This window comes from Streptococcus sp. KHUD_012 (assembly GCF_052588255.1).
This window is the reverse complement of record NZ_CP159355.1, coordinates 1,805,178-1,817,933: the sequence shown is the minus strand read 5'-3', so window position 1 is coordinate 1,817,933 and position 12,756 is coordinate 1,805,178. Positions and strand designations below refer to the sequence as shown.

Genomic DNA, 12,756 nt, shown 5'->3' with positions numbered 1-12,756 from the left:
ATTGATATGGCAGCAAGAGATGAGAGAACAAGAACACAGCTACTGCAAGACCGCTTTCGCCGTTTCTCTAGAGTAGAAAAGGCTTTTTATGGGTCGATTGTCCTAACAGCTGTTATTTTAGCCATTAGTATCGTCTTTATGCAGACACGGATTTTACAAGTTCAGAGTGAATTGACTGATTTGAATACGGAACTAGAAGCCAAAAAGACGGAATTAGCAGATGTTCGTCAAGAGGTCAATGAATTAACACGTTATGACCGCTTATCACAGTTGGCTAGCTCCCAAGGAATGAAGCTGCAAAAAGAAAATCGAAAAACAGTGAGTGCAAGTAGTGATGAATAAATTCAAAAAATTTTTGATCGGGTATTCGATAAAGAAACGTCGCTTGCCGGATCAGAATCGAAAACAAGTTGGGAAAAATCTCAGTGTACTGGCGATTTTCCTCTTTTTTCTCTTTCTGATTAATTTTGCAATGATCATTGGGACTGACAAAAAATTTGGTGTAACCTTATCGGATCAAGCCAAAAAAGTCCATGAGCAGACGGTCATTGTTCCTGCAAAACGTGGAACGATCTACGACCGAAATGGAGCAGTAATTGCTGAAGATGCGACGACCTATAACGTTTATGCTATTATTGATAAAAAGTACAAATCAGCAACTGGGAAAATCCTCTATGTAGAAGAGAGCCAATTTAAAAAAGTAGCAGAAATCTTTAAGCAGTACTTAGGGATGGATGAGGATTACGTCATTCAACAGTTGTCGCAAAAGAAATTGAAACAAGTTTCTTTTGGCTCGAACGGAAACGGCATAACTTATAGCAATATGACGGCCATCCGTGAGGCCATGGAAGCGGCGAAGATTGAAGGGGTTGCCTTTACAACTAGTCCAAATCGGAGCTATAAAAATGGGGTTTTTGCCTCTCAATTTATAGGTCAGGCCTCTCTTCAAGAAGATAAAGAGGGGAATAAAACCCTGAAGGGGCAATCAGGGATGGAGAAATCCCTCGATCGTATTCTCGCTGGTCAAAATGGGGTTATCACCTATGACAAAGACCGAAACGGGAATATCGTTCCTGGTTCAGATAAGGTTTCTGTCAAAACAGAAGATGGAAAAGATGTCTATACGACCATTTCAGCAGAATTACAAACCTACCTTGAGACGCGAATGGATGTTTTCCAAGAAAAAGTAAAAGGAAAGTATGTTAGTGCGACTCTTGTGAGTGCAAAAACTGGAGAAATCCTGGCGACAACGCAACGTCCATCCTATAATGCGGATACCAAACAAGGGTTGGATCTGAAAAACTTGAAAACCTGGAATACCATCCTTTATCAAGATCAATATGAACCGGGTTCAACGATGAAGGTCATGTTATTAGCTTCGGCGATTGATCATGGAACCTTCCCAGCCTATAATGAAGTATACTACAGTAACGAACTACAAGTAAAAGATGCGACGATCCGTGACTGGGATGTCAATATGGGACTGTCTGAAGGTCGCTATATGAATATCGCACAAGGCTTTGCTTACTCAAGTAACGTGGGGATGACCCGCTTGGAGCAAAAGATGGGAAATGCTGTCTGGATGGACTACCTAACCCGCTTTAAATTCGGTCTTCCGACCCGTTTTGGAATGGGAAATGAAGCTTACGGGGGTCTTCCAGGGGATAACTATGTCAGTCAGGCCATGTCTTCCTTCGGTCAAGGGATTTCCGTCAGTCAAACCCAAATGTTACGGGCCTTTAGTGCCATCGCTAATGATGGACAAATGTTGGAGCCGAAGTTTATTAGTGCTATTTACGATAAAAAATCAGACACAGCCCGCAAATCAAAAAAAGAAGTTGTTGGAAAACCAGTTTCAGGATCAGCTGCACAACAGACACGGAACTATATGATCACCGTCGGAACAGATCCAGAGTATGGAACCTTGTACAGTGATGGACCCATCATTCAGGTACCCGGTCAAAACGTTGCGGTGAAATCAGGGACTGCCCAAATGGCGACAGATCAAGGATACTTGCAAGGAGAAAATGATTATATCTACTCGGTTGTAGCCATGACACCTGCAGAAGATCCTGAATTCATCATGTATGTGACGGTCCAACAACCAGAAGTGAAATTCTCATTCACCAGCTGGGAAGAGCTGGTCAATCCTATTTTGGAAGATGCAGTTGCTTTAAAAGACGAATTGCATCTAACATCAGAGGCACCAACTTTGGATGATGTGACCAAAGAAACGACCTACAAAATCCCTTCAGTAGAAACTCTCTCTAAGGAGTTGAATCTGAAACAAAATCTGAGCCCAGGTGCTTATTCAGAGGAATTGCGTCGCAATTTGGTGCAACCAATTGTCCTAGGAACCGGGAAAAATATCCGCAAGATGTCTGTGGATGTAGGCTCTAAAGTCAAAGCCAATCAGCAAGTATTGTTATTGACAGAAGACTTTGATGCGGTTCCGGATATGTATGGTTGGACCAAGAAAAATGCAGATATCTTTGGAGAATGGACTGGAATTGAGATTACCTATAAAGGTAGTGGAAAGAAAGTAACCAAACAAAGTGTCAAAATGAACACCTCACTCAATAAAACTAAAAAGATTACGTTAACATTAGGAGACTAAGATGTATATTGCTACGATCCTTGTATCGTTTTTATTAACAGTGGCTGCTATTCCAGCCTTTATTCGATTTTACCATCGTGCTCATATTTCCGGGCAACAAATGCACGAAGATGTGAAACAACACAAAGCGAAAGCTGGCACTCCGACAATGGGTGGAGTTGTATTTCTCATTACAGCCGTTCTAGTTAGTTTTGTCGTTACCGTATTGACTGGAAATTTCACGCGCCCTGTTCAACTTATTCTATTTATCTTGATTCTATATGGAATTGTTGGATTTTTGGATGACTTTTTAAAAGTCTTTCGTAAGATTAATGAAGGTCTCAACCCAAAACAAAAATTAGCCCTTCAACTTGTTGGTGGAATCATCTTCTATATTTTTTCTGAACGCCACGGTGCAGGAAGCCTTTTGAATGTCTTTGGTTACGATCTTTACTTGGGTCATTTCTACATTCTCTTTGCTTTGTTTTGGTTGGTTGGATTTTCAAACGCGGTCAATTTGACAGATGGGATTGATGGATTAGCCAGCATCTCCGTTGCTATTAGCCTGAGTGCCTATTCCTTTATTGCCTATATGCAAGGAAAATGGGACATTCTCTTTGTGACTTTGAGTATGATTGGGGCCTTGCTTGGATTCTTTGTCTTCAACCACAAGCCGGCTAAAATCTTTATGGGCGATGTCGGTAGTCTAGCTCTTGGAGGGATGCTTGCAGCCTTGTCAATGGCTTTGCATGTCGAGTGGACGCTGCTCTTGATTGGTCTGGTCTATGTCATTGAAACAGGTTCAGTGATGCTACAAGTGACCTATTTCAAATGGACCAAGAAACGTTACGGGGAAGGACGTCGGATTTTCCGAATGACTCCTTTCCACCATCATTTAGAACTGGGTGGCCTTTCTGGCAATGGGCAAAACTGGTCAGAATGGAAAGTGGATGCCTTTATGTGGAGCATTGCCTTGGTGACAAGTGTCGTGACTCTAGTCCTTCTCTACCTATAAAACGACGGTGGGCTTGCCCATCGTTTTTTTGCTGACTCAGAGAGACTTCGCTGGTTAGGAAAAATGACCCATAAGAGAGGCAAGAAGACAGCTTTTCTGATATAATAATAGAGATCATGAAAGGAACTGAGAAAATGAAATTTACAGAGTTTAATTTTAAGCCCTATATTCAAGAGGCACTGAAAGAAATCAATTTTAGAGAAGCAACCGAAGTACAGGAAAAACTAATTCCGATTGTCCTAGCTGGAAATGATTTGGTAGGAGAGTCAAAGACAGGTTCTGGGAAAACCCATACTTTCCTCTTGCCGATTTTTCAAACCTTAAATGAAGACAGCCAACAAGTAGAAGCGGTCATCACGGCTCCTAGTCGGGAGTTGGCGACGCAAATTTACCAAGCTGCTCGTCAAATCGCTAGTCATTCTGAAAAAGAGATTCGGATTGTAAATTATGTTGGAGGAACGGATAAAAGCCGTCAGATTGAAAAACTGCAGGTCAAACAACCACATATCGTGATTGGAACTCCAGGCCGGATTTATGATCTGGTTGCATCGGGTGATCTGGCTATTCATAAGGCCCATACTTTTGTGGTGGATGAGGCAGATATGACACTGGACATGGGATTCTTGTCTACTGTGGATAAGATTGCTTCAAGTCTTCCGCAACAACTGCAATTTTTAGTTTTTTCAGCCACCATTCCGCAAAAATTGCAGCCTTTCTTGAAAAAATATCTCTCAAACCCAGTCATGGAGCAAATTAAGACTAAGACGGTGATTTCAGATACCATCGATAATTGGCTGGTTTCCACCAAGGGTCGGGATAAAAATGAGCAAATTTACCAATTGACCAAGACCTTGCAACCTTATTTGGCCATGATTTTCGTTAATACCAAAACGAGAGCAGATGATCTCCATGCCTATTTGGTGGCTCAGGGATTGAAAGTGGCAAAGATTCACGGAGATATCCCACCACGTGAACGGAAACGGATCATGAATCAGGTTAAAAATCTTGATTTTGAGTATATTGTGGCCACAGATTTAGCGGCTCGTGGAATTGATATCGAAGGGGTGAGTCATGTCATCAACGATGCTATTCCACAAGATCTTTCTTTCTTTGTCCACCGTGTCGGTCGGACAGGGCGCAATGGTCTACCAGGTGTCGCTATTACTCTTTATCAACCGAGTGATGATTCAGATATCCGTGAACTAGAAAAAATGGGAATTCGTTTCGTACCTAAAGTCTTGAAAAATGGGGTTATTGAAGATACTTATGATCGGGATAGACGGGCCAATCGTGAGAAAAAGCAAGAGAAACTCGATATCGAAATGATTGGTCTGGTGAAGAAGAAAAAGAAAAAAATCAAACCAGGCTACAAGAAAAAAATCAAATGGGCAGTTGATGAAAAGAGGAGAAAAGCTAAGCGAGCTGAAAACCGTGCGCGTGGTCGGGCGGAACGAAAGGACAAACGTCAAACTTTCTAACCCCTTCTTTCACATGTTCAGAAGAAAACATAGATTTTCTTTATGAACTCCATAAAGAAAATCTATTAGGAACTTGTCTAAAATTATGATAGACTAAATTTGAGTAGTCTATCATTTTTCTATTTCTGTAGCAATTTTTGGAATTCCGATAGTGAATGTGATAGAATGTTTATGTTTGAGAAAGGAAGTAACAAAAATGTTTACAACTAATCTTTTAGCTGCCAACTGGTATGCTGACTTTTTAAAACACGTTCCAGATAGCAAGCTGTTTAGTTTGAGAGCCGTATTGGATGCATTTCCGGCAGTCATTGGGAAATTGCCTGTGACGATTTTATTAGCCCTAGGAGGCGCATTTTTTGGGATTATTTTTGCCATGATTTTTGCTCTGGTCAAAATTAATCGTGTACGAATTCTTTACCCGATTCAAGCTGTTTTTGTCAGTTTTTTGCGGGGGACTCCTTTGTTGGTTCAGTTGATGTTGACCTATTATGGGATTCCTCTTATTTTAAAAGCGATCAATCAGTCTTATGGAACAGCTTTTAATATTAATGCCATTCCAGCTGAGTTATTTGCAATTGTGGCTCTTGCCTTTAATGAGGCGGCTTATGCGAGTGAGACCATCCGGGCAGCCATTTTATCAGTGGATCCTGGTGAAATTGAGGCAGCGCGTAGTCTTGGAATGACCAACCGTCAAGTTTATCGCCGGATTATTATTCCCAATGCAGCAGTCGTTGCAACTCCTACTTTAATCAACTCTCTCATTGGCTTGACCAAGGGGACCTCGCTAGCCTTTAGTGCCAGTGTAGTTGAAATTTTTGCCCAAGCACGGATTATTGGGGGGAGCGATTTGAAGTACTTTGAACGCTTTATCACGGTATCGATTGTTTACTGGATTGTGAACATTCTCATTGAAATACTAGGCCGTCACATTGAACGTCGACTGGATATTGAGACTCCCGTAGCAATTGATTTACCAGATCAGGAGGTCCGGATCTAATGATTTATATTTCAGAATTATCAAAGACATTTTCAGGTCAAAAGGTTTTAAATAAACTAAGTTTGGAAATTCAAAAAGGGGAAGTCGTGGCCCTAATCGGGTCTTCGGGAGCTGGTAAATCAACCTTCTTACGCAGTTTAAACTATTTGGAAGCACCAGATAGTGGTAGAATTAAGATTGATGATTTCGAAGTTGATTTTGAGCACATTACTCAAGATCAAATCTTAACCTTAAGAAGAAAATTGGCCATGGTGTTCCAACAGTTTAATTTGTTTGGTAGAAAAACAGCCCTTGAAAATGTGAAAGAAGGGCTCATTGTTGTGAAGGGGTTATCCGATCAAGAAGCAACGAAAATTGCTCGAGAAGAACTGGCAAAAGTCGGTTTATCGGATCGTGAAAATCACTATCCTCGTCACCTCTCAGGTGGACAAAAACAACGGGTGGCTTTGGCCCGTGCCTTGGCCATGAAACCAGAGGTTCTTTTGTTGGATGAACCGACTTCAGCCTTGGATCCAGAATTGGTTGGAGAAGTTGAAAAATCCATTGCCAATGCGGCAAAATCAGGACAAACCATGGTACTGGTCAGCCATGATATGTCTTTTGTAGCGCAAGTAGCAGATAAGGTATTATTTTTGGATAAAGGACGGATTATTGAATCTGGAACACCAGAGGAAATCATGCAACATCCAAAAGAAGAACGGACAAAAGAATTCTTTGCTAGTTACAAACGGACCTATGTTTGATATAATAGAGGAGAGGTAAGACTCAGCTGGCGATGCTAGCTGGGTTTGTTTTCTGAAAATGTAAAAATATTTGGAGTCGTGATGTTAAATAAATTATTGTCCTTATATTTACAAAGTTTAGTGACGACAACGATTTTAGTTGGGATCGCTTCTTGTATTTGGATTGGCTACCGTGCCCTTAAGAAGAAAGATAAAACAGCCAAGCAACGACAAGCCCATTTGTATGATATCCTCTTAATTGATATCATGACGATTCCTATTTTAACCTTTGCGGTCATAGGGATTTTGTTTATCTTTCAAGCACGATAATTGCAAAAAGACCGTGTTAGAATTATAATGGTTACAACAAAACAGAAAGAGGTTGTGTATGTTTGATACAGTGATTATTGGAGCAGGTCCTGCAGGGATGACTGCTGCCCTTTATGCAGCACGAAGCAATTTAAAAGTCGCATTAATTGAGAGAGGGATTCCAGGCGGTCAAATGAACAATACGTCTGACATTGAAAACTATCCTGGCTATGCGAATATTAGTGGCCCAGACTTGGCTGAAAAAATGTTCGAGCCTTTGGAAAATCTTGGTGTGGAACATTTGTTTGGTCAGGTAGAGCGCATCGAAGACCACGGAGCAACCAAAAAGATTGTCACAGATGATGGGGAATTTGAAGCTAAAACCGTGGTGATTGCCACAGGGTCTAACCACCGTTCATTGAATGTCCCTGGTGAAGAAGAGCTGAATAGTAGAGGGATTTCCTACTGTGCTGTTTGTGATGGAGCTTTCTTTAGAGACGAGGATCTCTTGGTCGTTGGTGGTGGCGATTCTGCGGTAGAAGAAGCTGTCTTTTTGACTCAGTTTGCAAAAACAGTGACCATTGCCCATCGTCGTGATCAATTGCGTGCTCAAAAGGTTCTTCAAGATCGTGCCTTTGCCAATGATAAAATTCATTTTGCTTGGAATACGGTTGTTGAAGAAATTAAAGGTGAACAAAAAGTAACGTCTGTCCTTTTAAAAGATGTGAAGACAGGAGAGGTTAGAGAGCAAGCCTTCGGTGGTGTCTTTATCTATGTCGGTTTAGATCCTGTCAGTGATTTTGCGACAGAACTTGGTATTTTAGATGAAAATGGCTGGGTGATCACGGATGATCATATGAGAACCACAGTCCCAGGTGTTTTTGCAGTTGGCGATGTTCGTCAAAAAGACCTACGTCAAGTGACGACAGCCGTCGGAGACGGTGCGATTGCTGGCCAAGAAGTTTATAAATATATCACAGAAAACTTTTAATCCAAAAAATCTGAGCTTCCTGTCTCAGATTTTTTTCATGCTTTCCTTTCAGTATTCAATAGAGCTGAAATGTGCTATAATGGTACTAATTTTATGGTAGGAATTCATAGAACAAATCAATAAAAAAGAGGTATACATATGTATCCAGATGACAGTTTAACGTTGCATACTGATTTATACCAAATCAACATGATGCAAGTCTATTTTGATCAAGGTATCCACAATAAACATGCTGTATTTGAAGTGTATTTTCGTCAACAGCCTTTTAAAAACGGTTACGCTGTATTTGCTGGCTTAGAGAGAATTGTGAAATACTTGGAAAACTTGAGTTTTTCTGAGAGCGATATTGCCTATTTAGAGTCACTTGGTTATCATGGGGCCTTCTTGGAATATCTTCGTGATCTCAAGTTGGAATTGACGGTACGATCGGCTCAAGAAGGAGACTTAGTCTTTGCGAATGAACCAATTGTTCAGGTAGAGGGCCCTTTAGCTCAGTGTCAATTGGTGGAAACAGCCCTTTTGAATATCGTCAACTTTCAAACCTTGATTGCAACAAAAGCTGCTCGTATTCGTTCGGTCATTGAAGATGAGCCTTTGATGGAATTTGGAACACGTCGTGCGCAAGAAATGGATGCGGCCATTTGGGGAACTCGTGCAGCAGTCATCGGAGGGGCCAATGGAACTAGTAATGTTCGTGCAGGAAAACTCTTTGGAATCCCAGTTTTAGGAACCCATGCCCATTCTCTTGTACAAGTATATGGGAATGACTATCAAGCCTTTAAAGCTTATGCGGAAACCCATAAAGATTGTGTCTTCCTCGTCGATACCTATGATACGCTTCGTATTGGGGTACCAGCAGCTATTCAGGTAGCGCGTGAAATGGGAGATAAGATCAATTTCCTAGGCGTCCGGATTGACTCAGGAGATATTGCTTATATTTCTAAAAAGGTTCGCCAGCAATTAGATGAGGCTGGGTTTACAAATGCTAAAATCTACGCTTCTAATGACTTGGATGAAAATACCATCCTCAACTTAAAAATGCAAAAAGCAAAAATTGATGTTTGGGGTGTAGGAACCAAGTTAATTACAGCTTACGATCAACCAGCGCTTGGAGCGGTATACAAAATTGTCTCTGTTGAAAACGAAGCAGGAGAGATGATCAATACCATCAAGCTTTCCAATAATGCAGAGAAAGTTTCTACACCAGGTAAAAAGCAAGTCTGGCGGATTACCAGCCGTGAAAAAGGTAAGTCAGAAGGGGACTACATCACTTACGATGGAGTAGATGTTTCACAACTGACAGAACTTAAAATGTTCCATCCAACTTATACCTACATTAATAAAACAGTCCGAAACTTTGAGGCGGTTCCTCTTTTAGTGGATATTTTTAAAGAGGGTCAATTGGTTTATCAACTGCCAACATTATCAGAAATTCAAGAATATGCTCGTAAAAATTACGATCAATTATGGGATGAATACAAGCGCGTTCTCAATCCACAGCATTACCCAGTTGACTTGGCCAAAGATATTTGGCAGGATAAGATGGATCTGATCGAGGAAATGCGTAACAAGGCCAATGGAGAAGGAGAAGCAAAATGAGTTTGCAAGAAGAGATTATCCAACAATTGGGTGTCAAGCCTAGCATTGATCCTCAGGAAGAGATTCGCCGCTCGGTTGATTTCTTAAAAAGATATCTAAAAAAACATCCCTTCTTGAAAACATTTGTATTAGGGATCTCAGGAGGACAAGATTCAACTCTTGCTGGACGATTAGCTCAATTAGCCATGGAAGAAATGCGTGCAGAAACAGGAGATGCCTCCTATCAATTTATTGCCGTTCGTCTTCCTTATGGGGTACAAGCAGATGAAGCAGATGCACAAAAAGCATTGGCCTTTATCCAGCCGGATGTTAGCCTGGTTGTGAATATCAAGGAGTCTGCTGACGAAATGGTACGAGCAGTAGAAGCGACTGGAACAGAGGTTTCTGATTTTAACAAAGGCAATATTAAGGCTCGCAGTCGCATGATTGCTCAGTATGCTCTAGCTGGAGCACGCAGCGGAGCGGTGATTGGAACGGATCATGCTGCAGAAAATATTACTGGTTTCTTCACAAAATTTGGAGATGGTGGTGCAGATATTTTACCCCTTTTCCGTTTGAATAAACGCCAAGGAAAACAATTGCTTAAGGCCTTAGGAGCCGATCCTGCTCTTTATGAGAAAATCCCAACAGCAGATTTGGAAGAAGAAAAACCAGGAATAGCAGATGAAGTAGCACTGGGTGTCACCTATAATGAAATTGATGATTACCTAGAAGGCAAACAAGTGAGTCCAGAAGCTCAAGCCACTATTGAAAAATGGTGGTACAAAGGCCAACACAAACGCCACTTGCCAATCACAGTATTTGATCATTTTTGGGAGTAAAAAGGTCCAGTGGACCTTTTTAGCCCGAGTCTTAAAATAGGAGAACGAGGTAGAAATCGGTAACTCGTAGAGTTCTATTTCGTAGTCTCACCATACAATATTGTGAAAAGCATTAAAAAGAAGGGCGGTTTCATCCGTCCTTTTCTTCTAGATTAAAGTAACCAACTTGCAAAGTTCAAGTTGCATGAAAAAATGAAGGGAGACAATCTATGAAGCATCTTGGAAGTCTTGTCATAGAGACGGAGCGTTTATACATGAGGCCTTTCGTTTTGGAGGATGCATCAGCGATGTTTGAAAATTGGGCTTCTGATCCTGAAACCCTGAAATATGTCACCTGGGATGCCCATGCATCTTCTGAGAGAACTAGAGAATCGATCAAAAGATGGATCGAACAGTATCGTAAATCAGATACTTATAAATGGGCGATTTGTTTGAAAACATCACCGGATCAGGTAATTGGAGATATTAGTGTGGTTTCTCAGGACCCGGAAAGTCAATCATGCGAGCTAGGTTATATCCTTGGCAAGAAATTCTGGGGGCAGGGATTCATGACAGAAGCCGTCATAGCTGTTTTGGCTTTCTTATTGAACGAAGTCGGATTTAAAGAAATCAAAGCCACTTATGTCAGTTTAAATCCTGCTTCAGGGAAAGTCATGGAAAAGACAGGAATGCAGTATGTAGAAACCATCCCTCATGCCATTCAACGCAAAGGATATTGTGGGGATAAAATCATCTATTCTATACAGAATCCCTCTCTATAGGGTGATTTTTACTTGAAGATTCTGCTCAAAGGATTATAATAGTAAATAACGAAAAAAGGAGATTGCTATGTCAGAATTAACGAAAGAATTTACAGACCAGCTCTATGCTAATTATGAAGCAAATGTGAAATATGCGGCTCTTGAAAATGCTGTTACCCACAATGGGATCCATGCATCGCTTGAAACGCGCAAGAGTGCAGTAGAAAATACACCAGTTTTTTCACTTGATTTGACCAAGGATAAGGTGACAAACCAAAAAGCATCTGGACGTTGTTGGATGTTTGCTGCTTTAAATACCTTCCGTCACAAGATGATTTCAAGCTTCCAATTGGAGGATTTTGAATTGTCTCAAGCACATACTTTCTTTTGGGATAAGTATGAAAAATCAAACTGGTTTTTGGAGCAAGTGATTGCTACAGCAGACCAAGAATTGACCAGCCGTAAGGTGGCTTTTCTCCTACAAACCCCACAACAAGATGGCGGTCAATGGGATATGGTGGTATCTCTCTTTGAGAAATACGGAGTGGTTCCAAAATCAGTTTATCCAGAATCGATTTCTTCAAGCAATAGCCGGGAATTGAACACCTACCTCAATAAACTCTTGCGTCAAGATGCGCAAATCTTGCGTGATTTGATTCACTCAGGCGCAGATAGTGAGGCAGTTGCGAGCAAGAAACAAGCGCTGTTGCAAGAAATTTTTAACTTCTTGGCTATGTCTTTAGGATTGCCTCCACGTGAATTTGACTTTTCATACCGTGATAAGGACAACCAATTCCATAGTGAAAGTGGTTTAACTCCACAAAGCTTCTACAAAAAATATGTAGACCTTCAATTAGACGATTACGTCTCTATTATCAATGCCCCAACTACAGACAAGCCATATGGAAATTCTTACACCGTAGATATGCTGGGCAATGTTGTTGGTAGCCGTCCAGTCCGCTACCTAAATGTTCCAATGGATCGATTGAAAGAATTAGCCATTGCTCAAATGAAAGCAGGGGAAACTGTCTGGTTTGGTTCAGATGTAGGCCAAGTCAGCAACCGTAAAGCCGGAATCCTGGCAACAGATGTCTACGATTTTGAAGCAGGCATGGACATTCATTTGACACAAGACAAGGCGGGTCGCTTGGACTATGCAGAAAGTCTCATGACACATGCTATGGTCTTGACAGGGGTTGATTTAGACGAAGCAGGTCAGTCTCGTAAATGGAAGGTTGAAAATTCATGGGGAGACAAGGTCGGTACAGATGGTTACTTTGTGGCTTCTGATGCTTGGATGGATGAATATACCTACCAAATCGTGGTTCGTAAAGAATTCCTAACAGCAGACGAATTAGCAGCCTATGAAGCAGAACCAATTGTCCTAGCACCGTGGGATCCAATGGGAGCTTTGGCAAAATAATGATACAGAAAAGAGCCGAAAGGCTCTTTTTTTTATATACTCAAAAATAAAAAAGCTGGGAAGTC

12 protein-coding genes are annotated in these 12,756 nt (G+C 41.2%); all 12 read left to right on the top strand.

Features of this window, described 5'->3' with window-relative positions; all coding sequences use genetic code 11:
• The first annotated feature begins 6 nt into the window (after positions 1 to 6).
• A complete protein-coding gene (ftsL, locus tag ABVF55_RS08845) occupies positions 7 to 342 on the top strand; it encodes a cell division protein FtsL (protein ID WP_003014937.1) in 336 nt (111 codons plus the stop codon).
• Positions 335 to 2,617, top strand: a complete 2,283-nt coding sequence (pbp2x, locus tag ABVF55_RS08840) for a penicillin-binding protein PBP2X (protein WP_155125291.1) — start codon at positions 335 to 337, stop codon at positions 2,615 to 2,617. Before ftsL ends, pbp2x begins: the two co-directional genes overlap by 8 nt.
• A gap of 1 nt (position 2,618) precedes the next feature.
• Complete coding sequence (gene mraY / locus ABVF55_RS08835) at positions 2,619 to 3,611, top strand: phospho-N-acetylmuramoyl-pentapeptide-transferase (protein WP_003014926.1); 993 nt, start codon at positions 2,619 to 2,621, stop codon at positions 3,609 to 3,611.
• A 134-nt stretch (positions 3,612 to 3,745) separates the two neighbouring features.
• Positions 3,746 to 5,089: a DEAD/DEAH box helicase gene (locus tag ABVF55_RS08830; protein ID WP_045760261.1), complete on the top strand. Its 1,344-nt coding sequence runs from the start codon at positions 3,746 to 3,748 to the stop codon at positions 5,087 to 5,089.
• Positions 5,090 to 5,285: 196 nt separating this feature from the next.
• The gene (locus ABVF55_RS08825; RefSeq protein WP_024054761.1) at positions 5,286 to 6,086 is read left to right on the top strand and encodes an amino acid ABC transporter permease; all 801 of its coding nucleotides are present in this window, start codon (positions 5,286 to 5,288) and stop codon (positions 6,084 to 6,086) included.
• Positions 6,086 to 6,829, top strand: a complete 744-nt coding sequence (locus ABVF55_RS08820; RefSeq protein WP_445285244.1) for an amino acid ABC transporter ATP-binding protein — start codon at positions 6,086 to 6,088, stop codon at positions 6,827 to 6,829. The genes ABVF55_RS08825 and ABVF55_RS08820 overlap by 1 nt, the downstream gene beginning before the upstream one ends.
• A gap of 81 nt (positions 6,830 to 6,910) precedes the next feature.
• A complete protein-coding gene (locus ABVF55_RS08815) occupies positions 6,911 to 7,138 on the top strand; it encodes a DUF4059 family protein (RefSeq protein WP_003003995.1) in 228 nt (75 codons plus the stop codon).
• A 58-nt stretch (positions 7,139 to 7,196) separates the two neighbouring features.
• Positions 7,197 to 8,108 carry a thioredoxin-disulfide reductase gene (trxB, locus tag ABVF55_RS08810; RefSeq protein ID WP_445285243.1) on the top strand — a complete coding sequence of 304 codons (912 nt, stop codon included), beginning with the start codon at positions 7,197 to 7,199 and terminating at the stop codon, positions 8,106 to 8,108.
• Positions 8,109 to 8,246: 138 nt separating this feature from the next.
• Positions 8,247 to 9,707: a nicotinate phosphoribosyltransferase gene (locus ABVF55_RS08805; RefSeq protein ID WP_049490970.1), complete on the top strand. Its 1,461-nt coding sequence runs from the start codon at positions 8,247 to 8,249 to the stop codon at positions 9,705 to 9,707.
• Complete coding sequence (nadE, locus tag ABVF55_RS08800) at positions 9,704 to 10,528, top strand: ammonia-dependent NAD(+) synthetase (RefSeq protein WP_003010362.1); 825 nt, start codon at positions 9,704 to 9,706, stop codon at positions 10,526 to 10,528. The genes ABVF55_RS08805 and nadE overlap by 4 nt, the downstream gene beginning before the upstream one ends.
• Positions 10,529 to 10,737: 209 nt before the next feature.
• Positions 10,738 to 11,289, top strand: a complete 552-nt coding sequence (locus ABVF55_RS08795; RefSeq protein WP_049490969.1) for a GNAT family N-acetyltransferase — start codon at positions 10,738 to 10,740, stop codon at positions 11,287 to 11,289.
• Positions 11,290 to 11,356: 67 nt separating this feature from the next.
• The gene (gene pepC, locus ABVF55_RS08790) at positions 11,357 to 12,691 is read left to right on the top strand and encodes an aminopeptidase C (protein WP_049490968.1); all 1,335 of its coding nucleotides are present in this window, start codon (positions 11,357 to 11,359) and stop codon (positions 12,689 to 12,691) included.
• Positions 12,692 to 12,756 lie beyond the last annotated feature (65 nt).